The 24851-nt window shown below is 37.3% G+C and carries 25 protein-coding genes; 4 read left to right on the top strand and 21 right to left on the bottom strand.

Going from position 1 to position 24851, the window contains the following annotated elements; genetic code table 11:
- The first annotated feature begins 536 nt into the window (after nt 1-536).
- Nucleotides 537-1841, top strand: coding sequence for a S8 family peptidase (locus tag ACTWPF_RS04740; RefSeq protein WP_443148491.1), 1305 nt, complete (start codon nt 537-539; stop codon nt 1839-1841).
- Nucleotides 1842-2293: 452 nt separating this feature from the next.
- Here ACTWPF_RS04740 and ACTWPF_RS04735 read toward each other — a convergent pair whose 3' ends face one another.
- The 6 genes from ACTWPF_RS04735 to ACTWPF_RS04710 all read right to left on the bottom strand — a co-directional run bounded on the left by ACTWPF_RS04735 (nt 2294) and on the right by ACTWPF_RS04710 (nt 7278).
- Nucleotides 2294-2443 carry a hypothetical protein gene (locus ACTWPF_RS04735; RefSeq protein WP_106897670.1) on the bottom strand — a complete coding sequence of 50 codons (150 nt, stop codon included), beginning with the start codon at nt 2441-2443 and terminating at the stop codon, nt 2294-2296.
- 832 nt (nt 2444-3275) lie between these two features.
- Nucleotides 3276-4355 (bottom strand): DUF4030 domain-containing protein, encoded by a 1080-nt coding sequence (locus ACTWPF_RS04730; RefSeq protein WP_443148490.1) that lies wholly within the window; start codon nt 4353-4355, stop codon nt 3276-3278.
- Entirely contained in the window at nt 4355-4927 is a 573-nt protein-coding gene (locus ACTWPF_RS04725; RefSeq protein WP_443148489.1) for a sigma-70 family RNA polymerase sigma factor, read from the bottom strand. The genes ACTWPF_RS04730 and ACTWPF_RS04725 overlap by 1 nt, the downstream gene beginning before the upstream one ends.
- A gap of 366 nt (nt 4928-5293) precedes the next feature.
- Nucleotides 5294-5695 (bottom strand): hypothetical protein, encoded by a 402-nt coding sequence (locus ACTWPF_RS04720; RefSeq protein WP_443148488.1) that lies wholly within the window; start codon nt 5693-5695, stop codon nt 5294-5296.
- A 201-nt stretch (nt 5696-5896) separates the two neighbouring features.
- A complete protein-coding gene (locus ACTWPF_RS04715; RefSeq protein WP_443148487.1) occupies nt 5897-6562 on the bottom strand; it encodes an N-acetylmannosamine-6-phosphate 2-epimerase in 666 nt (221 codons plus the stop codon).
- Nucleotides 6563-6615: 53 nt separating this feature from the next.
- A complete protein-coding gene (locus ACTWPF_RS04710; protein ID WP_443148486.1) occupies nt 6616-7278 on the bottom strand; it encodes an HAD family hydrolase in 663 nt (220 codons plus the stop codon).
- 315 nt (nt 7279-7593) lie between these two features.
- On the opposite strand from ACTWPF_RS04710, the gene ACTWPF_RS04705 reads away from it, so the two are divergent.
- Entirely contained in the window at nt 7594-8514 is a 921-nt protein-coding gene (locus ACTWPF_RS04705) for a DnaD domain-containing protein (protein WP_238018375.1), read from the top strand.
- Nucleotides 8515-8588: 74 nt separating this feature from the next.
- Here the strand turns inward: ACTWPF_RS04705 and ACTWPF_RS04700 are convergent, their stop codons facing one another.
- The gene (locus ACTWPF_RS04700; protein ID WP_443148485.1) at nt 8589-9248 is read right to left on the bottom strand and encodes a hypothetical protein; all 660 of its coding nucleotides are present in this window, start codon (nt 9246-9248) and stop codon (nt 8589-8591) included.
- Nucleotides 9249-9291: 43 nt separating this feature from the next.
- The gene (locus tag ACTWPF_RS04695; protein ID WP_443148484.1) at nt 9292-10035 is read right to left on the bottom strand and encodes an alpha/beta fold hydrolase; all 744 of its coding nucleotides are present in this window, start codon (nt 10033-10035) and stop codon (nt 9292-9294) included.
- A gap of 370 nt (nt 10036-10405) precedes the next feature.
- Here ACTWPF_RS04695 and ACTWPF_RS04690 point away from each other — a divergent pair, with 370 nt between their 5' ends.
- Complete coding sequence (locus ACTWPF_RS04690) at nt 10406-10588, top strand: hypothetical protein (RefSeq protein WP_106897680.1); 183 nt, start codon at nt 10406-10408, stop codon at nt 10586-10588.
- 415 nt (nt 10589-11003) lie between these two features.
- On the opposite strand, the gene celB is transcribed toward ACTWPF_RS04690, so the two are convergent.
- Genes celB through ACTWPF_RS04650 form a run of 8 tightly spaced genes read right to left on the bottom strand, consistent with a single transcriptional unit; the run spans nt 11004 to nt 21219 of the window.
- Complete coding sequence (gene celB / locus ACTWPF_RS04685) at nt 11004-12317, bottom strand: PTS cellobiose transporter subunit IIC (RefSeq protein ID WP_443148483.1); 1314 nt, start codon at nt 12315-12317, stop codon at nt 11004-11006.
- Between the two features lie 29 nt (nt 12318-12346).
- Nucleotides 12347-13267 (bottom strand): ROK family protein, encoded by a 921-nt coding sequence (locus tag ACTWPF_RS04680; RefSeq protein ID WP_443148482.1) that lies wholly within the window; start codon nt 13265-13267, stop codon nt 12347-12349.
- A gap of 34 nt (nt 13268-13301) precedes the next feature.
- A complete protein-coding gene (locus tag ACTWPF_RS04675) occupies nt 13302-14741 on the bottom strand; it encodes a glycoside hydrolase family 1 protein (protein ID WP_443148481.1) in 1440 nt (479 codons plus the stop codon).
- Nucleotides 14742-14772: 31 nt separating this feature from the next.
- Entirely contained in the window at nt 14773-16335 is a 1563-nt protein-coding gene (locus ACTWPF_RS04670) for a response regulator transcription factor (RefSeq protein ID WP_443148480.1), read from the bottom strand.
- Nucleotides 16336-16338: 3 nt separating this feature from the next.
- Nucleotides 16339-18075 (bottom strand): sensor histidine kinase, encoded by a 1737-nt coding sequence (locus ACTWPF_RS04665; protein ID WP_443148479.1) that lies wholly within the window; start codon nt 18073-18075, stop codon nt 16339-16341.
- 35 nt (nt 18076-18110) lie between these two features.
- Complete coding sequence (locus tag ACTWPF_RS04660; RefSeq protein ID WP_443148478.1) at nt 18111-18989, bottom strand: carbohydrate ABC transporter permease; 879 nt, start codon at nt 18987-18989, stop codon at nt 18111-18113.
- A gap of 13 nt (nt 18990-19002) precedes the next feature.
- On the bottom strand, nt 19003-19878 hold the full coding sequence (locus ACTWPF_RS04655) for a carbohydrate ABC transporter permease (protein ID WP_443148477.1): 876 nt from the start codon (nt 19876-19878) through the stop codon (nt 19003-19005).
- A 60-nt stretch (nt 19879-19938) separates the two neighbouring features.
- Nucleotides 19939-21219: an extracellular solute-binding protein gene (locus ACTWPF_RS04650; RefSeq protein WP_443148476.1), complete on the bottom strand. Its 1281-nt coding sequence runs from the start codon at nt 21217-21219 to the stop codon at nt 19939-19941.
- Nucleotides 21220-21585: 366 nt separating this feature from the next.
- Here ACTWPF_RS04650 and ACTWPF_RS04645 point away from each other — a divergent pair, with 366 nt between their 5' ends.
- On the top strand, nt 21586-21714 hold the full coding sequence (locus ACTWPF_RS04645; protein WP_443148475.1) for a hypothetical protein: 129 nt from the start codon (nt 21586-21588) through the stop codon (nt 21712-21714).
- Between the two features lie 132 nt (nt 21715-21846).
- Here ACTWPF_RS04645 and ACTWPF_RS04640 read toward each other — a convergent pair whose 3' ends face one another.
- The 5 genes from ACTWPF_RS04640 to ACTWPF_RS04620 form a co-directional block, all read right to left on the bottom strand.
- Nucleotides 21847-22290, bottom strand: coding sequence for a carboxymuconolactone decarboxylase family protein (locus ACTWPF_RS04640; protein WP_443148474.1), 444 nt, complete (start codon nt 22288-22290; stop codon nt 21847-21849).
- Nucleotides 22291-22478: 188 nt separating this feature from the next.
- Nucleotides 22479-22709, bottom strand: coding sequence for a hypothetical protein (locus tag ACTWPF_RS04635; protein ID WP_443148473.1), 231 nt, complete (start codon nt 22707-22709; stop codon nt 22479-22481).
- A gap of 359 nt (nt 22710-23068) precedes the next feature.
- On the bottom strand, nt 23069-23491 hold the full coding sequence (locus tag ACTWPF_RS04630; protein WP_443148472.1) for a VOC family protein: 423 nt from the start codon (nt 23489-23491) through the stop codon (nt 23069-23071).
- 120 nt (nt 23492-23611) lie between these two features.
- Entirely contained in the window at nt 23612-24034 is a 423-nt protein-coding gene (locus tag ACTWPF_RS04625) for a GNAT family N-acetyltransferase (RefSeq protein ID WP_443148471.1), read from the bottom strand.
- Nucleotides 24035-24150: 116 nt separating this feature from the next.
- Nucleotides 24151-24627, bottom strand: coding sequence for a GNAT family N-acetyltransferase (locus ACTWPF_RS04620; protein WP_443148470.1), 477 nt, complete (start codon nt 24625-24627; stop codon nt 24151-24153).
- Nucleotides 24628-24851 lie beyond the last annotated feature (224 nt).

The raw sequence follows: 24851 nt of genomic DNA, 5'->3' as shown, positions 1-24851 counted from the left end.
TATTATTTACTTTCTAGCAAACTAAACGGGTTTTTCTTCATACAGATAGAGGTTGTTCAAAAAATCCGGTGAAAATGACACGTCGAGAACAGAGGATCTTCGACTCACTTCCGACACGTCCTGTTCCTGGGGCAACGTAGAAGTCAGCACATCCTGTGCAAGCCCGGTAGGTACAGAGAGTTTCGACGCACAGGACGTGCGACTGTCGGCGTTGGAACAAATCATTTCGGTGGGACTATTATAGTATAGATAAACAAAAGAGTTTCAAACACTCTCATTCTCTCCCCCTTTCTTACAAGAAGGGAGTGAGCCATGAAAAGCCTTATGTACGTAATTACATAATAGTATAACAGTTGATCTTCTATAGAGATGTAAAATAGATAAAAAGGATAAGCTACATAAATAGTCCCTATTTTCTGACAAAAATAGATATGTTGGCGGATTGTCCTATTTCGAATAGGTTGTTAAATTTATAGTAGTTGGATGTTTTTTACATTCATTAAGATTGAAAAGAAAAAATAAGAGGAGGAGAAACGATGAGTAACCGTAAAAGAGTATGGTTTGAAGAAGCTGGAAAAAGGCTGGACCCTGGGTTAGTGGAACAACTGCAATTAAATCGAAAAGATGATCCATTAGAAACAGGTAATAGAGAAATCCCGGTAATTGTATACCTTAACTCCGATTGCGAACATGTTTCAAAAGATGACCTCCTTAAAACCTGCAACAAAGAATCCCATAATAAATTAGAAAAAGAGTTAGCAACTGTAAATGGAATCAGGGGATATTTAACACCTGGGAAGATTAAACAAATTAAGGATCATAATGCTGTGGACCGTATCTTTCATGATCGAATTGTAACAGCTTATCTTGATATAGCAAGTAATCATATTCGTGCTACGAATGTTTGGAAGGAACACAGCGTAAAGGGTAAAAATGTTTCCATCGCTGTTATTGATACAGGTGTGCACCCACATGAAGACTTGAAGAATCGAATTGTAGCTTTTAAAGACCTTGTTAATGACCGGGAGGATACCTATGACGATAATGGCCATGGAACACATTGCGCTGGAGATGCTGCGGGTAACGGCCAACTCTCCAATGGACAATATTCAGGTCCAGCTCCAGAAGCTACCATTGTAAGTGTGAAGGTTTTGGATGAACAAGGGAGCGGAAGGTTGTCCACTATCATTGAAGGGATAGAATGGTGTATAGACAAAAAAGACGAACTTAATATTAAAGTCATCTCCTTATCTCTTGGAGCGACAGCATATGAATCGTTTAGGGACGACCCATTAGCGATTGCTGCGCAGCAAGCATGGCATCATGGTATTGTTGTTTGTGCAGCTGCTGGTAACAGCGGACCAGCCCCCACAACGATTGGTACCCCTGCTATTGACCCGTTTATCATTACAGTCGGATCAGCCTATGACCAGGATACACTTGAACGATCCGATGATGTAATCGCAGACTACTCTAGCAGAGGACCGACCATTGATTCTTTTGTGAAACCTGATATTTATGCTCCAGGTACAGACATCATATCTCTTCTCTCTCCTGACTCTGCACTAGAGTACCAGCTTCCAGAACAGATTGTCGACGAAAACTACATTCAGTTATCCGGAACATCTATGGCAACACCAATTTGTGCAGGTGTTGTGGCATTAATGCTTGAAGCCAATCCGAATCTTAGTCCAAATGACGTGAAAAGCATTTTAAAAGCAACCTCTCATCCAATGTTCGATGACCTGTGGGGCTATATCGACGCAATAGACGCAGTGGAAATGGCAAAAAACTACTACAATGCACAACAAACGGTACAGGCAGCAAATACAAAAGGATAAGTATATCGTCCATAGGTAGAAATGATAAGGTGTGCTGATTTCCTGTAACGGGGTCCATTATGAGGTCCGCTAAGCTATACATCATAGTAAATCCAAAGGAAATCACAACTAAAATCGCAAAAAGGTCGCAATACAAAAGAAGGAGCTTGAATTAACAAGCTCCTTTGTTATTGGATAACCATTTTCTTCTTAAACTAAAGCACCAGTTACTTCAAGGTTGCTTCAACAACCTCCCTTATGGATGTAAAGCACTTATCCCCTGTCTTTCTTTGAGTGGGGTTGTTGAGAAAGTATCTTGCTGAAAAGGTCGAGACTTATTTTTTTATTCAGCTACCTAAGCCAAGTCACCGAATCTGAAATTTATGGAATAATAATCTCTATCATCAATTGAAAAAAGAACTTCGAATAAAAAAACATAGGGAGATTTTATTCTTCCTATGTTTTCATTCATATTATTTATCTGTTTGTTTTTGCTTCTTTTTCAAATACTCCGCACGTATTTTTTCAAGTTGCTTCTTTTTATCAAATTTGGCAGGCGTCTGTTTTTCATGAAACTTTGTCACAGCTGCCTGACCTTTGTAATCCAATTGATATTTCCCCACTTTGTTCACCTACTTTTCTTGTCTTTAAAGAGAATCTATTCAACAAATATAATATACCTTATTTTACTAAAGTAAACCTTATTACTTAATTAATGCACTGCTAACTTTGCATATTTCAGTAAAAACTTAGTAAAATTATTCATCGCCAAATGGTATTCATTTCATTGCTATAATCAAAATAACATGCCTTGACACTCTGCAGAAGCCTCAATAATTCTATTTCTTGTTTGTTCAGCTCTTTTCTAAAGGTCCAATTGTTCGTAAATAAGGTTTAATCCACCTTTTAAATAGTTTTTAATGTTAATAACCATTACGTTATCGATGATTTCGAATTTAGGTTTCTCAGGGGAAATATTGTTTTTTTGCAAAGTCTTTTTTACTACTTGTTAAAAAAAATCTACATCCAAAATACTTTTCTCCACAAAATGATCCCTTGTTATTAACTTTTCTACTTATATCTATCTTAATCCAAATATTACCTTCTTCAACTAACCTGCTTCGTTAATGTAAGTATATCTGTTCACATACTAATTCTAACATAAAATTCCAATGATTTTTCAAATACAAAAATAGCATCTCCATAAATGACGCTCCTTTGTTAAACTCTTGCACCCAACAGTGTAAGTATGATTATTTACACTGTTGGTTTTTTATAAGACGTTCAATACATAATTTTTCTGGTTAATCCAAGTAGTGTTTCCGATGACCTTACAAACTAATATTAGATACATTTGACTTACCAATTATAGTTTTGGGATGATGACACAATCCTTTCAACTACCAAAATAATAGATTGGCGATACTTCACAGGGGGGAAGTATCGCCTTGTTTTTTAATTAATATCTTTACTATCTTTATCTCGAACGACAACTTTATAAGGAGTGTCATCCACGATATCTTTTAAATCATCTGATTGTAGGAATTCGTGAATGGCTATTTCAATTTTTTTTGCTATTTCAGATGCTTCGTTGTCTGACTTATCTATAGTTGTTGTTATAAAAATGTTCATAGTGCCTTTCTTATAGGAGTACCCCACACCTTTTGTTTTGTACTCTTTTTTACTTAACATTCCCTCCCAAATGATTGGCAGTACATCACTGGTCCATTTATTCTCAATTTCCCTTTCTTGAACATTAAATGGATGAAATTGTATCGTAACTTCTTTTTCAATATTTTGCTTTTTAATACCTTCATGAATTGCTCCTTCAATTTCATCCGTACGTTTTTCTGTATCCTCGATGTCCAAATCCACCGTAATATCTTTAGCGTCTGGACCAGTATAACCAACACTGTAATTAGGCTCAATTTTATAGCCTTTTTGCTGTAATTTCGGCACAACCTCGTTTAATACATCAAACACAAGCTCGCTCTCTCGATATTTAGGATCATTTGCTGGATCACTATCAGACTCCATTATTTTCTCTTTATCCACTTCTACCGTAAAATCATTATATCCTCTTGAAGAAATGATATCTTTTGTAATTTCTTTAACTTCTTCCCTTACTTGGTTGTAATATTCCTCTGATCCCCTAACCTCCACAAAATATGTTTTATCACGGACACTGTAACCGCCTGCACCAATATCATAGCCTTTATCCCTAAGTTCCTCTAGGAGATTTTCGTAAATAGGCTCTTGTTCGAAAATCTTATTTAAAAATGGTATTTTGGAGGCTACTTCCGCCATTACTGGTGATATAAAGGCAGATCCGATGAAGAGGCCAAATAATACGATGCAGACAGCAGTAACATATAATAGTTTCTTTGCTATATTGAGTCGCTGCTTTTTCCCAGGTTGAATCTTATCCGCATTTTTAATATTCTGCTGAACACCATCTTTGATCCGATCAGCTATTTCTTCACTGTAATAATTTTCACGGTAATGTTCATGTATCTTTTCAAGCTTATCTTTCACTAAAATACCTCTCCTTCCTTGGCTTCCATTTTCCGTCTCAGTATGTTTCTCCCTCTTGAAAGCCTTGTTTTTACAGTATTCGTATTTAAATTCAATACCGAAGAAAGCTCATTAATTTTTAAATCATAAAAGTAATGGAGTATAATTACTGCACGATATTTTATTGGCAATGTTAAGATTGTTTGTAATAGCTGTTCATTGCGGTCAGCTTTAAGAAAAGAGGTTTCAGTACTTTCGGTTCTATTGAAATTTTCAAAGAAGCTACTCTCTAATATCAGTTGCTTCAAGCTATTTTTCTTTAAAAAATCTTTGGAAGTATTAACAGTGATGCGATATATCCAGGATTTTAAAGCAGCCTCTCCTCTAAAACTATCAAGATACTTATAAGCCTTTAGGAAAACCTCTTGTGAAATGTCCTCCGCTACACCTCTGTCCTTTACAAAGGAAAAAGCTAGCAGGAAAACCTTTTCGGCGTAAAGTTCCATTAGCTGCTCGATTACTATTTCTTTATCTTGATAATCGATATTAATTTCTTCATTTACGTTAATTGCATGCGAATCTTTCTCTCCCACTGTGTACCTCCTTTCTTTCACTCTTTAGACATCGTCATTTAATAATTGGTTTCATTTTTTATTTTTGAAATTTCAGAAAAACGGGACCACATTTTTTTACTCGCAATTATTCTACTAGTATATAAACAACATAAGGGGAATTATTTTGATTAGTCAAATTGGTAATACAAAGCAAAAGAGGTTTATCGGGAGGTATAGGTAAAATAGATTACATTTTTAAACAAAATCCAAACAAAAAAGCCGTTCTCCTCCATGTTAAGGAGCCGATTTTTCGCTAAATTATGTGCTACTAAATTGCACCGTTAATGAAAAAAGGTGCAAATCCTTACTCAAGAGAAGCACCTGTTACTCCAACAAGGAAACTTCTTAATGCCTTTCAATACTTATAACATCATTGGATGGAGTAAGGTGTCCCTTTTCCCTTATTGAAAAGTCAGAGCCTCGGCGTTCTATTTCAACATATTGAACTACTTTATCTCCGTCTAGGAAAACCAATAGGTATATATCATCTCTCATACTGATATTGCTTGTGTCTTTGAAGTCAGTACCTAATTCTTCTTCTATGGCTTCTTGTGTACTATAAGGTGTAAAAAGGAATGCTTTATCCCAATCGAAAGTCGTCAATGATTTCATACTTATCTCACTTTTATTTTTATCATCTACAATAGAATAAATAGAATCCTCTAAGTCTTTATTATGCTGAACATTACTTTGACTACATCCTACTAACAAAAACAAAAGAAAGATAAAAACTGTTATTTTCTTCAAATTAACACTCCTTTCCCTGATAAAAATATAATAAATTATTGCACTAACTTGCTGCATTAGTTTAACAAGTCACGCTTCAATGCTAACATAATATTCCATAAACAGACCGTAAAATTTTAGATTAGAAAAGGCGATCATTTAAGATCGCCTTTGTTTCATTAGATCACGCTTTAAAATCATCAGCCCTAATAAAGCTTTTTCCTATTCTTTCATCCCATCAACAAAGCTTTTGGTTATAAGCTGCGGTCGTGTTATTGCCCCTCCAACCACTACAAAAGCTGCACCAATTTCTAATGCTTTTTTCGCTTGCTCGGGACTACCGAAATTCCCTTCCGCCACTACTGGTGTGGAAACTTCTTTAATTAGCTCTTCTAAAAGAGAAAAATCTGGCTGTGCCCTGTCTTTGGTATAAGACGTATAACCCGATAAGGTTGTGCTAATATAGTCACATCCCAATTTGTGAGCATTTTTCCCTTCCTTCAGCGTGGAAATGTCTGCCATCACCTTCTTACCTAGTACATGCTGTATGTACTCAACCAATTCGTCTAGCTTTTGCGGCCTCGTCTGCTCGGTTGCATCTACTGCTATAATATCTGCTCCAGCTTCTGAAACGCTCCTTGCATCCTCGGTCGTTGGTGTAATAAATGCATCAAAGCCTTCATAATCCTTTTTCCATATGCCGATAATTGGCAAGTCTACCTTTTCTTTGATTTGTCTTATATCAGCAGGGCCGTTTGCACGAATGCCTACTGCCCCACCTTGCTTAGCTGCTAATGCCATTGCTGCCATATGTCCATTTCCATGAAGGGGTTCATGTTCTAGGGCTTGGCAAGAAACAACCAAGCCTCCCTTTAGTTCTTCCATCAAATCCTCCTCTTCCTGTCTGCTTTATTAAGCTCAACTTAACTAGTAATATACCGTTACTTTACTTCCTCTACTGACTTGATAATCTCCGTCAAACTCATCTCTTTCATGGAACCAATTTTTAAATGGTGCTCTTCAAAAGGAAGGTGTTCTGTAACTGGATTTGGCACAATAATTGTTTTTATATTCGCCTTCCGAGCAGCAATCAGCCCATTTAGAGAATCCTCGAACACAATGGCTTCCTCTGGTTTTACAGCCAATTCCTCAATAGCCTTTAAGAACAAGTCTGGCGCTGGTTTTATATTTTCCACATCATCTGAAGTAACAAAGTGATCAAAGTAAGAGATCAACCCAAGGTTTGTAAGGTGTGTGGTCACCCATTCGCGTTTTGAACTAGATGCGAGTGCAATTTGATAGCCAGCTTCTGAAGCTGCTTGTAAATAATCCTCTACTCCCTCTCTAGCTTTAGCTTCTTTTATTCGTTCAGCATGGATAGCATCCACTTTTTCTTGAAAACCCTCTAGTTGAAATTCCCCTTTTAATTCCTCATCTATGTAACTTAACAATGCGGTATCTTCCCCACCTACACCTTTAACAAATTCCGAAAGGGGGAGGTCAAAATCATATGTCTCTTTTAAAATTTGTTTATATGTATCATACCAAGCCGTTTCTGTATCCAAAATAAGTCCATCAAAATCAAAAATCACTGCTTTTATCATGTATATTCTTCCTCCTTATATTCAAACTATTCTATTAGGATAACACGAAAACAAGGATTGTTGAGAGCCAAAAGCTTGTCTCCTTCACTACATAGAGGCTCCCTTTCCAATAGCCCAACAAAGCGATAACAACCTTTATAACGGACAAATCCTTCCGGTTCACCCATAAAAACACCCAGATTGGGTTTTTTTACTTTTATCCTCCTTACCAAACTCAGGGTAAACATAAAAAAATTTAGGAAAGTACCCCCTGCCCCAACTTTTTTTCGATAGTAGTTATGGACACCTATATTATCGAAAAAGGAGTTTTTCAAAATGAATTATATTAAAGAAATCAACGGTTTTCACAAACGAAATATCTTTGAGCCGCTATCGAGTTCTGCTGTCTCTCTTTGGTTTTCCCTCATGCATTTCCAAAACCTTTGCGGGTGGAAAGAACAATTCTCCGTAGCAGCAAGCCAGCTCCAAGCCCAAAGTGGCCTTAAAAACACTAGTTTTAAATCTGCACGTAGAGAACTACAGGACAAAAATCGAATTATTGTCACCAATCGTGGCAGTAATCGATCCGCCATTTATCAAATGATTTCCCAGGTTGAAGATTACGAACAAACGCAAGGAGAAAATACGCCATCCAAAATTACACCGTCAAAACCACGACCTGCCAAAAAACCAAAAGAAGAATCAATCCTGACAAAAAGTGAAAGCCACTCTAATTCAGAAACAACCAACCAGAAAAACAACCACAAAACAGACTGCAGTTCCGACCACACTCCCGACCCATTCATTAAACAAAACGAAATAATAAACAAAAATAATAAACAAACCAATACAGCAGCAAGCCATTTCTACAGGACACACTTCAGTGAATTAACGCCATATATTTCCAAGGAAATAAAGGAGTGGGCCGCTGCTATGAACGAAGAACTTTTGGTTCATGCAATGAAAAAGGCATTGGAGAAAAATAAGATAACCTGGCGCTATGTACGAGGTATTTTAAAAGCCTGGGAAAAGAAAGGAATTCGGACTGTTGAGCAGGCGAGGAATGAAGAAATGCAATTTTCCCGGCAGCATACACGCTATACAGGAAACGTCCAAACAGAAATAGTGCCGGAATGGTTTTATGAGCAGAAGAAGAAGCGAAAAACAGTGCAACCTGTAGCTGTGGTAGATCCAGTAAAAGAAGCAGCAGAATTAAAAACATTGTTGGGTCAGTTTGCAAAGGGGGGGAATAAGTGAGGTTTCTATTTGCGTTATGCCTAAAAGCAAAAAAATTAGGAGCACCCCAATAAGCTGCAGGTGCTCCCAAACTACTAAGAACTTATTTTTTCATAATGCCTTTTCGTCACTACTAATAAAAGCATTAAAAGTAGCTCAAATCCGTTTGTGACAGCAGAACTCGCAAAATCAAATGGGATCACGTTTAACACAAGAATAATACATAGAGCACCAAACATCCATGGCCATTTCGTCAATTTCCAGAGGATAATACTCGTCACGAGCAACACGACCATAACCAATAAAATCATGATTGGTGGACCTGAAGAGGATTCTACTGTGTTATAGCGCAACACCCCGTATTCCCTCACTGGCTCTAACGTTTTATTAAGGATACCTGTTTGAATTTCATAAACGATTAGGCCAGCTGTAATGAGGAGGAAGCTACCTAAGGCAACCCTGCTTCTTCTCCATTTTGCATTCGTTAAACGTAATAATCCCAATGCATAAAGTACAAGGGTCGGCGTAATAAAGGCATGGAACCAATAGCGCATTTCATTTAAGAATGCCAGAAATTCCCCTTCCCCGATGAACTTGCCACTTGCGATCACGGCATTATCAAAAATAAGTCCAATAATCACAAGGTGAACAAAAGATCGTAAGGACCAGCGGAACCTTGCTGGTGTCTCGCTTAGACTCCAGGCAAGGAGTGCTACACAGGCGAGTGAATAAAATGTATATAAGAACGTATCCATTTTCCTCCTCCTTTTAGGCTGAATATAAAGAATACCTGCTACATTAGTTTTCTGGTGCGCCTTGTTGATCTAACCATTCTGTGATCACCTGCATAATTTCATCCTGCTGCTTTTCCACTGAGATCGAAGCTTCCTCATCCCCTTTTTGCTTCCCGTAAATGCCAAATTGAGCGTGATTCCCTCCCTTTATCTCATGCATGACTGCTTGTTCAGATAGAAGATGTTTCGCATCATCTATTTTATCTTGAGTTGATAAGCCATCGTACTCTGCCGAGATGGAAAGCATCGGCATGGCTACATCTGAGAAATCTGCACTGTCACTCGGGTAGGATCCTAGTAAGATAACACCATTCACTAAATCCTGGTTGTCCATAGCGAAGCTCGTTGCTCCGATCCCTCCTAATGAGTGTCCAGCTAGATACCAATGCTCCAGCTTAGGGTGCTCCTCCATTATTTGCTCGGCTTTGTTTAAATCAAGAATCGCGAGGTTTAAACGAAGGTTGGGAATGGCCACTAGGTAACCTTGCGCTGCTAATTGCTTTCCGTAATAGCTATAAGCTTCTGGCTCTACCTTGGCGCCCGGATACAGTATAACTCCGGTGTCGGCTTCTCCTTCAGGCTCGAATAATAGCCAATCTTCTTCAGATTGTATGTCCTCCTTGTTAACAAGTTCGTATAACGTATCGGAAGCATCATAGGTTTGTTGTGCCCAATAATAAAAACCGACTCCTCCAATTAGGAGTATTGCTAATAAAACTAAAAGTAAAACCTTCCATATTTTTTTCATTTTTCTTTCTCTCTCTTTCTTCTTAGTAGGCATACAACATGGATAAATGAAATTAATGAATTCCCTTTTGAAGATAGATGTATGCTTTTCTTTCTTTATTTATATCAAAGCTCAAGCTACTTATCAATTGATAAGTAGCTTGAGAAAAAAATACCTTTTTACAAAAGAGTAAATACATTTGGGATTCAGAGCAAACGCTTAAATACGCACAAAACGTTCAAGCCCTAATCCAAAATACCCGCCTCCTCTCCTCGAATAGCCAACTAGACTCAATTTTGCTTTATGTAGGGATAATTACATTTACTTAACAGTGGGTTAATGAATCTGCTTTATACTATAAGTGAATTAAACTTTTGTTAGGAAGGTGATTATGTTGAAAATGAAGAAATTAGCTACTGCATCTTTAACAGCAATCCTATCCACCGGTTTATTAATTGGTTGCTCTGACGATGAGGACAACCAAGAGGACCCAGCAACAGAAGATTCTACGGAACAAGAAGATCAAGAAACAGGCGAAGATACGGACACAGAAGAAAACGAAGATGAAGAATAGAAAATAAGAAATACAGAAGAAGCCCTCACATTATAGTGAAGGCTTCTTAATTTATTCGCTATGCTTATGGTGAGTGGGGAATATGTTCCATTTATCCTTAAAGCAAATGAATTATGGAATGACTTAGAGAATCTGGAAAGCAGAGTCTGTTTGCTCAAGAAGAGATTCTCCAAATACAATCGCAGCTAAAAAGCTCCCCCTTAAAGTTTTTATCAAATACATTTGTAAATCCTCCTTCATCCGTCATATCAAAAAAAGACTTTTCGGCGTTTCCGTCCAGATGATGTGTCTCTACAGAGGTAATGGTATTTTCATGATTACACCAGCACCATTAATTAAGGTATCGATTTTGTTCAGGTTTACTTCCTTCGCTTGAATTAGCGTATTTATGCCTTACTTTTTATAAAGGTTACTATTATTCCTTTTTACCGGCAGCCACTTCATTGTTCGCACCTACTAGTTCCTCTCCAAAATATCGCTTATCCAATAGTTTCAGAAATGGAATCCAAATTAAGGTCACAATTACTAAGTTAACTAATTGCATTATCCCTCCTGCTATCGAATTCGTCGTTAGCATTCCACCAATAAAGATGGGTGTTGTCCATGGAACATGAACACCTGTTGACACAGGGACTAGGCCAACCGACATGGAAAAATAAGTAACGATTGTAACGACCACTGGAGCTAATAGCCATGGAATTACAACGAGTGGATTAAGAATAATCGGCAACCCGAAGATAATTGGTTCATTTACATTAAAAACTGCTGGAGGAGCACCAAGTTTTCCAAGCTGCTTCAATTGCTTACTTTTGGCTACTAAAAATAGCCCTAAAATAACGGCCATTGTCATTCCTGAACCACCCATACCTACAATAAATGTATCGATAAATTGATTATTTACAATATGCAGTCTCTCTTCTCCAGCTTGGAACGCCTGATAATTTTCAAGAGATAAGGTCATCCAAATCGGATCCATCACAGAATTTACGATTATCTGTCCATGTAAGCCAAAGAACCAAAAAACTTGGATTAAGAGCACCGCAATCACTGCTGCAGGTAATCCACTTCCCAAAGCTGTTATCGGTTGTTGGATAACGGTATAAATAAAATTTTGCACCGTTTCAAATGAAGTAATGTTAAATAATACTCGTATCAATAAAAAGATGGATAGGGTCATGGTAATCGGAATTAAGGAACTAAACGATCTGGATACGGCCTCTGGTACACCAGGCGGCATTTTGATCATCCAATTTTTCTGCAAAAAGAAACGATAAAACTCTGCAGACATGAAAGCTGTTATAATTCCGAGAAATAGCCCTTCTGCTCCAAGACTCGATGTCGGAATTACGCCACTAACACCCTCAAGCATTTGCGGTGTTAGGATGAGAAATGAGGCAAGCGCTGTAACCCCTCCATAGATGGCTTCTCCTTCGTAATATTCTGTTAGTTTGTATGCAATACCGACTATGACAAACATTCCCATGATGGTTAAAGTTGCTGCTGAGGCTGGGCCAAGTGCATCCTTATATGCCGTGTATGCATCCTCGCTTAGTAGCCTATCCAAGAAAGGGAGATTTGCAATAACTACAAACATAGAGCCAAAGATTATAATTGGCAATGCTACCATAAACCCGTCACGCAAAGCACCTAAATATCGATTGTTATTTAGCTTATCTGCTATCGGTAAAAAAAAGCGCTCCAGAAACTGCATAAATTTACTGTTTTCCATTTTATCCTCCCTTTTAAAAATTTTAATATTCAGAGATTTAATTTCGTATTTATTCTTCTAATACAACCATCCCTTTCCTTTAGCCAGCCATACACTGCTCCAAGCAGATTGGCATCTTGCCGAAAGTGACATGATGCAATGGTAGGTTTAATTTTTGCGAGATCCACAGCTTCCATGATTCCGTCTAGCTTTTCATTAATGTTATCAATCAGATCTTCTCTTGCACTAATGCCTCCACCAATTAAAATTATCTCTGGATCATAAATGTATTGGAGATTGTAAATCCCAACTGCCAATATGTGATAAAACCTATCCAAAGCTTCCAAGCAAACTTTATCTCCAGCCTCTGCCATGCTAAAAACCTGCTCCCCAGAAAGGGATGCCATATCGATATTTTTTTGTCTGGCAACCTCTTTGACTAATGCCTTGGTTGACGCTCTCCTACTCCACACGTCATTACTATTCTGAACAGCAGTATTCAGAAGCATATAGCCAAATTCACCCCCATGCAAATTTGCCCCTTTATGCAGTACTCCATTTTTAAACACAGCGCCACCAATTCCTGTTCCAAGTACCATAACAAGTACGTCTTTTTTCCCTTTCGCATTTCCTTTCCAGAACTCGGCATAGCCTGCACAATGTGCATCATTCTCCATGAAAATGGGTACGTTTAGCTGTTCTTCCATCAATTGTTTTATATTGGGACCGTGTAAATAACGCAAAGCACATGAGCCTTTTATAAAGCCATCTTCAGAAACGGCACCGGGACTACTTACTGCCACCCCTTTAACATCCTTATACAACTGAGAAATTTCCCCCATGGCCGATAATAACCCCTCCAAGGAGTCTGGGGTCTTCACTTTATTTGTTTCCAAAACCCCCATTTCTTCTGAGACAACACCATATTTTAAAAAGGTCCCACCAATATCAAATGCTAAATATTTGTTCATTCAGTCACCTCACTTTTCAAACTTTCCATAGATTTCACTTATAAACCGCTTCATTCACTGCTTCAAATTCTTTTGATTCTATCAACTCTTTATACCAATAAGCAGACTTTTTCAGGTGACGGTTGCGATTATCCTCTAAATCTATTTCCACTAATCCATATCTATTTTTAAATGCATTCATTGGTGATACATTATCAGTGAATGCCCAAAGCATATATCCTATACAATTAACTCCTTCATCTACTGCCTTTAACAACCATTTTAAATGTTCACTAATAAACTCGATACGGTAATCATCTTGAATGATATTCGAATCATTCCTAAATCTTTTTTCATTTTCTACTCCCATCCCATTTTCAGCTATGAACCATTCGATATTGCCATATTCCTCTTTCATTCGAATGCCCATATCATACATGATTTTGGGGTAGATTTCCCAACCACGGTAAGGATTCATTTTCTTCCCAGGTAGTTCAAACATGTCATAGTAATACGAGGGATGAAAAGGAGCTTCTTCATTCCAAGCAGAAGTACGGGCCTTAACGCGATGGGGAAAATAAAGATTTAGACCAACATAATCTACTGTATTTTCCTTAATCAAAGTTAGTTCTTCCTCTGTATAATCAAAGGTGATAGCGTGTTTTTCCATTACATCAAATAATTCCTTTGGATATTCCCCTTTTATAGAAGGGTCAAGAAAGACGCGATTGAAAAACAAGTCATACATTTTCGCTGCCTGTTGGTCATGTTCAGCAGTTGAACGAGCATACGTCACTTCTGGATTAAGAATGACACCAATTTTTGCACCGTATTTTTCCTTGAGTTCCATTTCTTTAAATAACTTGACTGCCTTAGCTGTTGCCAAGCCTTTATTATAATTCCACTGCATCCACTTTTTTGTATTCTGTTCAAACGGCCAGCGAATGGCATCTAAATAGACACGTGTCTGAACAACAATTGGTTCATTAAAGGTAAACCAATGTTTGACACGGTCCCCATAACGTTCAAAAACTTTCTCTGCATACGCAATGAATAATTCAACTACATGTTTAGATCCCCAGCCGCCATATTCCTCAAATAATTCAGCTGGTACCTCATAATGTTCTAGACAAATCATTGGTTCAATACCGTTTTGAATGAGCTTATTAATGACATCATCCACATAGGAGGCATACTCCTCATCTACCACTGCATTCTTATAATCTACTAAAAACCGCGACCAGTTAATCGATGTCCGAAAATGTGTTAATCCAATTTCTTTCATGTTTTGAATATCTTCCTCATATCGTTCATAGAAGTTTGTTGCGATAGCTGGACCGAACCCATTATGCCAAACATGTTTATTATGTTTATACCAGAGATCTAAGTAAGAATCCTGAGATTCCTTCTTCCCTACCCATCCTTCAGTCTGCCAGGCTGAAACTGCGGCACCCAGCATAAAATCATTCGGGATCTTTACTTTTACATTTGTCATTACTATTACCTCCTTGTTTTTATACATGAAGTTACTCACTTACTGTCAACTTTCGGTAATTAGTTGGTGTCACCCCAGAGAATTTCTTGAATACATGCACAAAATATTTATACTCTCTAAAGCCAACCTGTTTCGATATTTCACTTACTTTAAACGGGGTATTTACAAGTAATGATTTTGCTTCCTCCACTCTTAAACGATTGACATATTCATTAAAGTTATCTCCCGTTTTCTGTTTAAACAACGTACTGAAATAGTTAGCGGATACATTAATGACATCTGCCACTTCTTGAACTTTTATTGCAGAACGGTAATAGGACCGAATATATTCTTCTGCTTGCTGGACAAGCCAATCTGCTTTCTCTACCTTTTTTAAATCCAGCTTTTCTCTTATTCGCTCAATATCTTGTTCAAACAAACGCTGTAACAAGGCGTATGAATTGAATAAAAGAAGGTCAATTGATTGTTGGTAATGAAAATCGGCATGTACGGCTTTTATACCTGGTAATCCTTCATATTCCTTCAACAAATTATTAAGGACCTGTGTGCACACGTCCTTTACCTCGTGAAGGAAGAATGTGTTTGTTTTAAAATAGCGAAATAGCTTCTCGACATGGGATTGTATCTGGTCACTTTCCTTCCATTCCACATGATAGAGTACTTCCATTAATTCTTTCTCGATGTCATGAGGATAATTCTGCGCCACTGGCCGTGTCAGTTTATGATTGGAAAAAAGTATTTCATTCTCCCCAACTAGCGGGAAATACTTACAAACCTTTAAGAGATCGCTATATTTATCCTTTATATCAGCAATAGCTATAACCGAATCACTCCATACAAAAGATAGGGAATAATAAGCGACTTGTTTCATCACGTCTTCTATGTGCTTTTCTAAATAGAACTCTCTATCACGGCTTTGTATGAGACAGGTGAACAGTAATCCTTTACTCATATACATCGATATCGTTTCAAATCCAAGCTCCTCCGCTACGCGCTCAATCGATTGCTTTATATTGTGGAGAAATATTTCCATATCTTGCTTCGAGTAATGCTGCGCTTGCTGGACATAATCCTTTACCAGACAAACAAATGGGTAAACCCTTACATTTAGCCCTACCTGAAGAGGTGAATTGTTATCAGTAGTATGGTAAATCTGTTGGAAAATAGCATTTTTGATTTCGCTTTTCTGTAATTCGTCTTTTATTTGTTGTTCTTCTTCTATTTCACTAATAAGTTTCTCTACTTTTAACTCTAGTTCACCAATATCAACTGGTTTCAGCAAGTAGTCCTTTACTCCTGATTGCATTGCTTTTTTGGCATACGCAAATTCGTCATAACCACTAATGAGCATTGTTTTCGTCTTAGGATAGTGCTGCTGTAAATATGAAGCCAGTTGCAGACCATCCATGTTCGGCATTCGGACATCTGACAAGACAAGATCGACACCACCCATATCGTTTATTTTATGGATGGCGTCCACCCCATCCATTGCCGTTTCAACAAATTCAATCTGGTGTTTTCCCCAATAAATTGTCTGCCTTAAGCCACGTCTGGTAATTGGTTCGTCATCGACAATGAGTAACTTGAATGGCATCAACTAATCACCTAATTCTTTGGATTTTTCCTCATTTAAAAGTGGCAGAAGCAATCGAACGGCTGCCCCTTCGTCTGTATCCAAAAGGATGAGACCATACGGTTTGCCAAATACGATCGATATGCGATCATGTAGATTTTTTAAAGCAAACCCAGCGTGCTCTTCACCATTCTTCTTTGCTTCACTAAATCCCCAACCATTATCCATTACATCGATCACAGCTTGATTGTTCCTTTGGTAACAATGAACTCGGATGATTCCTTGTCTCGGTAAGTTTTTTATACCATGTTGAATACTGTTTTCCATTAAAGGTTGGATCACCTGCTTCATCACATAATAATCTTTCAGATCATGATCGATCTCAATATGATAATCTAGTTGTTCACCTAACCGCTTTTTTTGCAGTTCAAGGTAGGCTTGACTATATTCGATCTCTTCTTTAAACCTTACCCATGTTTTCCCGTTATTCAGGTTCATCCTAAATATTTTGGAAAGGCGTTCAATTAGATGTCCGGTCTCCGGTGCATTTTCGAACCTTGCATTCCAGCGAATCATATCTAGCGTATTGTACAAAAAGTGTGGGTTAATTTGATTCTGTAATGCTTTTAACTCTGATTCTCTCTGCTTTATTTTTAACTTATACTCTGTTTCAATATGTCTTTGAATTCTTTTCACCATCTTATTAAAACGAAGTCCGAGTTTTCCAATCTCGTCGTCAGAGTCTACATACACACTGGCAGTAAAATCCCCATTCGCCACTTGCTTTGTCTGATTGGTCAATTCAATAACCCGTTTAATAGTAGAATGGTAAAATAAAAGAAAGAACAACATTCCTGCTAAGAGAAGAATACCAATTAAATAGCCAATCAATACCCGTACGTTCGTTAAATCTGCTACTAGTTTACCTTCATCTATTGCCGTTACAGAGAACCAGTCTGTATTAGCAAGTTGATTTTTAACAACGAGATAGTGGCTATCACCATCTTGATAACTGAAGAAATCTTCCTTTCCCTCTGTGACCCAGTCTGTGAGACCAGCATCCGGAAATTGCTTGCCAATTAAATCAGCATCTTGATGGAGGATGACTTCTCCTTGATCCGAAAAAATAAAATATTCACCGCGTTGAGAAGGAACTTCCATTTGGTTATACAAGGCTGTTGGATCAAGCCGTATACGAACTAAACCAATTTGTTCACTTATATTATTCATATCATTAATCAGTCTGGATAGACTGATTACATATTTATCATCATTCCAACTGCTCGTTACTTGATAGGGATCACTCCAGACCGCGCTGCCGTTTGCGTCCTTTGCAGCCTGATCAAGTTTTGACTCGTTTCCTTTTACTGGTTCACCATGTTCAACTAGATGACCGTCCTTACTAATTAATGAAATAGAATTAATGTAAGGGTTGGAGATAAGCTGAAATGTAAAATATCCTTTTATCACCTCCATTGCTTCCCTATATTCAGGTTGGTAGATTTCTTCCTCTGTAGCAGTAAACATCTCCCGAAAATTACGGTCGTAAATCATGTAGGAAGACATCGTTTCTACCGTTGAAAAGACATCTAACAGATTCTGCTCATTTCTATTTAACCTCTCCGTTGCCTCCTCTACTGCCTGTTTTTTCAATACAATTCCAGTTTGATAATAGATTAAGATACTAATAACCAGAATTGGTACAGTTAATGCTAAGAAAAATGTAATAAACTTCCTCTTCAAGCCCCATCTCTTTAACATGATTTAACCTATCCTTTAGCTTTTTATTGCTGCAATTAGCCCTTTACTGCTCCGGAGGTCATACCATTTACAATCTCTTTTTCTAATAACAGATAGAAAATCACAATTGGAACAAGTGACATCGTTAATCCTGCCATTTGTGCCCCATAGTTTGTTGTAAATTGCCCTGCAAAATTAGCCAGCCCCAGTGGTAATGTTTGCAATTCCGGATCATTAATCAGCACTAAAGCAAAAGAGAACTCATTCCAATTATATATGAAATTAAGAATGATAACCGTAGCAACTGCTGGTCGTGACATTGGTAGAATGATGGACCAAAAGATTCGGAATATCCCAGCACCATCCATAATGGCAGATTCCTCAATATCCTTAGGAAACGCCCTCATAAAGCTGGTTAAAATAAAAATGGTTATCGGCAAATGAAAAGCAATATAAGGAAATAACAATGTAATTTCGGTATTGAGCAGCCCAAGGTTTTTCATTAGGATAAACATCGGTACAAGTGTGGCATGAATCGGGATCAACAACCCAAAGATAAAAAACGTATATATTACCTTATTCAACTTAAAATGAAACCTGGCCAGGAAATAAGAGGCCAAAGCTCCTATAATCACGGTCACAACGGTTGCCGTGACACAGATAAAAATGCTGTTTTTAAATAACACACCGAGATTCGCTATTTCCCAAGCATTGGCATAGTTTTCAAAGTTGAATTTTGAAGGAAAACCAAACTGATTAACCGTAAACTCCTGTTCAGACTTAAACGAGTTTATCGCCATCCAAATGATGGGATAAACATTTATAAGTGCAAACAGGCTCAGTAATGTATAAATGATAATTCTTGTGACCCTTTTCTTGATTTTTGATTCATTTTGTTTGTTCTTATTTTTCTCAATAGGTAATGTAGAATTCATTCACACTCCCTCCTTAAATTAGTTTCCTTCCAAATAACTTCGTCACAATAAAAATTAATATAAGACTAAAGAAGAAGATGAATACAGAAACCGCACTACCATATCCATATTGCAGTTTATTGAATGTCTCATTGAACATATAGAGTGCCATTACATCAGAAGAATGAGCTGGCCCACCATTTGTCATGACATAAATAAGATCAAACGTCTTTAGACTCCCGGAGATGCATAGAATTACCGCGACAATAATCGTATGCCAGATCATTGGGATTGTAATTTTAAAGGTTGTCGTCCATTCAGAAGCTCCGTCCATTTTTGCTGCTTCTAAAACTTCTGTTGGTACATTCTGTAATGCAGCAAGAAAAATAATTAAGTAAAGCCCGATGAATTGCCAAATGACGGTAACCAAGACGGCGGCCATTACCCACTTCGTATCACCAAGCCAGTTTTGTGCCATCACACCAAGTCCAATGTTTCTCAGAATTTCGTTTAACATTCCATTCTGAGAATTATAAATCAAGCTCCAAGTTAATGAGATAACGACCGTTGAAAGTACCACCGGGAGAAAGCCAACCGTTCTAAAGAATTTAAGTCCTTTTATCTTACGATTGAGTAAAAGTGCAAAGAACAACGCAAGTGGTATCTGACCTAAAAGAGAGGCAAGCACAACGTAGATATTATTTTTAACCGAATTCCAAAACAAAGGATCTGCAAATAGATTCCGAAAGTTATCTAGACCAACAAAGGTCATATCAGTAAATCCATCCCATTCCATCAAGGAGTAATAAAAGGATTGCAAAATGGGATAAATGGCAAAGACAGCATAAATCAGAAAGGCGGGAAGTAAACCGATCATAATTGCTGCTTTACTTTTATGCGTTAGCTGCATCTTCTCGTCCTCCAATTTTCACAGGCTGCCGCAAAAGCCGGCAACCTGTGTATAAATTGATTATTCATTCGTTTTTTCCAATTCTGCTTGCATTTCTGCTGCAAGCTCTTCTGGTGTTGTATCCCCAATTGTAATGGATTGAAGCCCATTATTAATAATGTCCGTCAACTCCGGTGATAAGGTCGCATCATAAACAGGCGAGAGCCCATTTTGAGCTAAGCTGTTTGCCTCCTTAAACACTTCTGGTATACTATCGTCCATTTCTACATCAGCTGGAACGATAATATTTGCCTTGACTAATTCTTGGAACAGTTCTTCACTATAGTAAAATTTAAGAAACTCAAATGCTGCCTCCTGCTCTTCTTCGCTAAGTTGGCTATTAACGGCAATTCCACCACCGGCGACTCCAGAAATTTTAGATGCGTCTCCCTCTCCACCTTCAAAAGAAGGAAAAGGTGCAACACCAATATTCTCCAGATCATCTACACTATCCATGATTGGCCCAATAGCCCAGGAGCCTGCAAAATGCATCGCAGTTGACCCTTTAATAAATTCATTTCTAGATTGAGCTTCGTCAATCGTATTCATATCTTCATTAAATGCTCCAGATTTCGTCAAATCATCAATGACAGTTAGGGCATTAATAAATTGTTCATTTTCAAACGTTCCATCCTCATTCAATACATTGTGGAGGAAGTCACTACCTGTATAACGATCCGCAATTCCAGAAATAAAGACAGATTGTAATGGCCAAATCGCTTTATTCCCAACAGAGATCGGCGTAACATTATCGCTATTCAAGCTATCCACTAATTCCTTAAGTTCCTTATAGGTTGACGGAAATTCATCAAATCCTGCTTCACTTACAAGCTGTTTGTTATAGAAAATCAGACTTGTTTCACTAACATTCGATGGAATTGCATAGTTATTTTCTCCTAATGCATAATCCTGTAAGATCTCCTCGGGAATTGTCCCTTCCCAATGATCAATAATGGGGTTTAACGGTAACAGGGCATCCCCCTCGACGAATGGCTCTATTCTCGTTCCAGGCCATACGCGCATCAAATCTGGCAATTGATTCCCAGCAGCCTGTGTCCGCAATTTAATCTCATAGTCGTCATGAGGAGTACTTTCACTTATAATCTCAATATCATCGTGTTCCGCATTAAATTTTTCAATAATATCTTTGTAAACCGTATTTTCTGGACGGTCCTCTGTCCAGTCATTCCAAAGTGTTAATTCAATTACCCCTTCCTTAGACTGGGTTTCTTCACTATCTGCACATGCAGCTAAACCTAAAGTTACCACTACTCCTAGAAATAAAAATTTTAATGCTTTCATTTTGTTCCCCCTTTAGTTATTAAGCGCTTACATAAAGTGTAACAATTTCACTTTGTTCTTAATATCCTACAAATCTATAAAAATGTCCGAAAATTACGGATACTTAAAAGTACGTGCACTAAGAAGGGCTCAGCAACCTATATAGTTCCCCTCAACCCAAGATTTCCCCCGCTTACCCAAAAGGTTAACCCTAAATAAGCAGATGTTATCGACTTTACGTCCTCCTTACTAAATTTATCACCGTGAGAACCTATCTGACTAGTTTAACACGAGGCATTAACACAGCTTTTGGATTTCTAAGCATTAGATCTCGGGCAAATAATTTCTCCTACTCCACAGATAATAAACGAGAAAGGAGGGTCTGCTTTGAAAAACAAAGGTACTGGAGAAATGATTGAAGAAACCGCAGAGAACTTAATGAAAAAAGGGGTCCCTGCAAGAACAGCAGCATATGCCTCTTCCATGGGATATCTCAGGCAGCTGAAGAAGAAATAACTACAAAATAAAAGGAGCAAAATAGTTTGCTCCTTTTATATATGCCGGACGTTTGTATTAGAGGATGTGCCTTCAATAAATGGGTCTTACTTAATGTAAAAGTAAAAATCATAAAAAGTTCCTTGAGAGAAACTATTTCTCAGTTGGTGTATTTCCCATTGCAATAGAGATTCTGTTCAAATTGTTGATTTGATTAATAATGAGAACAAGGTCCACATATTGTTTCTCATCAAATTGCTTACGTACCCGTTTATAAAGTTCTTCAGGAACTCTTTTTGTAGGGATTAATGTAATATGCTCAGATAGTTCTAGAGCTACTCTTTCTTCAGGTGTATAAAAGTTACATTCCTTCCAAGCATCTAAACAATAAATTCTTTGCTCCGCTTCACCCATTTTACGAGCATCAGATGTATGCACATCTATGCAAAAAGCACAGCCGTTAATTTGGGAAACCCTGATTTTAATAAGTTCTCTTGTAGTACGACTAATCGAAGACTTTTTAGTGTATTTCTCCATATCCATCACAATCTTCATACCCTCAGGTGCCACATCATAGTAGGAAACTCTTTGACTCATAAAGCACAACTCCCTTAAATTTGTTTCTATCATTATAACTTTATGCGAATGTTTGTTCCAATTTGCTGTTTGTATAGAAAGTAAAATCAAGAAAAATTCAATTTTAAAAGCAACAATCAGCATGATGATTGATGTTCTTGAATTTAACCCATGTTCTTTCTTACGAAAAGTAGCGTTAATTGAACAAACTAATCATTTTCATTCCCTATTTCTCTTGTTACATCATGAACCAATTCTCCATCTTTCCGATAATACCATCCCAGATATTCAGTTGGGTCACCTTTAATGGTATATCTAACGAAAATGTATTCTTTTTCTTTGTAGTCCACTTCGTCTATAAATTCTACCGAAAACGTTTCATCTTGAACTTTTTCTTCAATCACGTCATAAACTTCATTAGCTAATTTGTTTTCCTGCACCTTTATAAAACCCCATATCATCAAAATAATTAAACATATTACGATTACTATCCAATCTCTAGCCGTTGTTTTGATGTTCTTTTTCTTGTTGTACCACGTTATTTGAAATACAGACAACACCAATGCAAAGACTAAAAGAGGTACGTAGACATCAATTATAGGAACTTCAAAAACATACGATATATATAAGGCAACTAAAAGTAACAAAATGGTAAGAAAGGCTCTCGCGAGTTTATACTTTTCTCCGTTAAATAAGAATTCAATAACTTTTGTCTTAATAAAAGACCCACTCCTTTGTGTTATTAAGTTACGCTCTTATAAAACAATTGCGCTCCATTAAATAGATAGTTTAAATTGAGTTATTCGTTGATCTCCAAATGTGGATTCCATACTACTTCCCACAAGTGGCCATCCGGGTCTTGAAAGTAACCAGCGTAACCACCCCAAAACGTGTCATGTGGTTCAACCGTTATAATTGCCCCAGCCTTCCTTGCCTGCTCCATTACTTTGTCAACTTCTTCTTTATTTTCCACATTATGACCAATGGTAAATTCAGTTGGACTAGGTATGGTCTGGTCAATTTGAGCATCCTGTGCAATGTTTTTGCGCTCAAAAATAGCAAGCTTTATGCCAGATAGAAAGTCAAAAAAGGCCACAGCACCATGCTCAAATTCTTTACCAACTATCCCTTCTGTTGGAAGCCCTAATCCGTCTTGATAGAACTTTAAAGATCTTTCCAAATCATCTACACCTAATGTAATTACTGTAATTCGTGGTTTCATAAACCATTTCAACTCCTAATTTTATATAATAAAAAAGTGTGGCTAGTAGTAAGATACGCTGCTAGTGCGGGACATTATGGACGATTTCCATATTCTTTTAAATAGCTTGTTACTTAATAACTATGCTTCCAATTTTTTATGTAAAAAATATTGATTAAACCCTTTTGGGTGATCTTCAAGCATACCAAAAACTTCATACCCATTCTTTTTATAGAATTCAGGGGCTTGGAAACTAAATGTATCAAGATAAATAAACCTGCTTCCTTTTTCTATTGCAAAGTCCTCCAATTTTTTTACTAATTTGCTCCCATACCCATTCTCCCTAAAATTCTCATCGACCCATAAAATATCAATATGTAAATGGTGCCAAAACATTTCCCCTGTAATACCGCCAACAATTTCTCCTTTATCATCTTTTATCACGAAACTAATGTTTTCATTCGGTGTTTTAAGTTCATCAGGGAGTTTCTCCATATTGTATTCTATTAATCTCTTCCTAATAAAGTCGGTTTCACTTTGATTCCATTGCTGAATTATTTCCAAACTACTCAATCCCCTTATTTACTAATGAGTGATAATTATGTTTTGACAAAACTGCCCATTTAGTTTTAAATACCTCTTCGAAAAGTAGCGTTAATTTTCCAAGATTAACGCACTAGTTAATTCAATTTAATTTCCATTTTTCTACCCTTTGTTGTCATTCCAATTGACCGATAAAATTCGATGGCAGATGTATTTTCCTCGGATACTCCCAATTCAATACTATCAACTTGGAGACTTCTTCCAAAATCAAAAACGTATTTAGTTAGTTTTTTTCCGATACCTTTCTTTCTATGAGTTTCAGCAACGCATAAACTCTTTATAAACAATACTTTCCTCTCTTTAACAAAAGTGTTTTCAGTTACTTCTTCTTCCATTGTCACTACAACGCCGACTATCTCATTGCTTTTAATAGCCACAAAAATGTGCTGTTTATCGTCAATTAACTGGCTTTCAAAAAACGCTTGTTCGACTGGAGTGGAATTCTCTTTGTACAAATCTGGTCTTACAAAAACGTGGAATTCATGAATCTGCCTAAATAGAGGCAACAAAGACACGTAATCACTTTGCTCGGCGTTTCGAATAGATATATCCATATTTAATTCTACCCCATTTCTCACTCTTGTCTCCGAAATGCTTTATTAAACTATTCTTCTACTTATACGCAGTATGGTTGCCGACCGTACTTAAAGAAAACAATTTTTCACTCGTTAGTTTTTTCATGAAATTCCCCCTAAACCTTTCCTTCCAGTTATATAATATTAAAAACCATGCCCCTAAGTACCCCCCTTATTGTAGATAAGTCTTCCTCAGGAAAAGT

It is taken from the genome of Oceanobacillus sp. M65 (assembly GCF_052246275.1).
In the GTDB taxonomy this organism is placed as follows: Bacteria; Bacillota; Bacilli; order Bacillales; family Amphibacillaceae; genus Oceanobacillus_B; species Oceanobacillus_B jordanicus.
The sequence above is the reverse complement of the archived record's forward strand: the minus strand, read 5'-3'. Positions and strand labels throughout refer to the sequence as shown.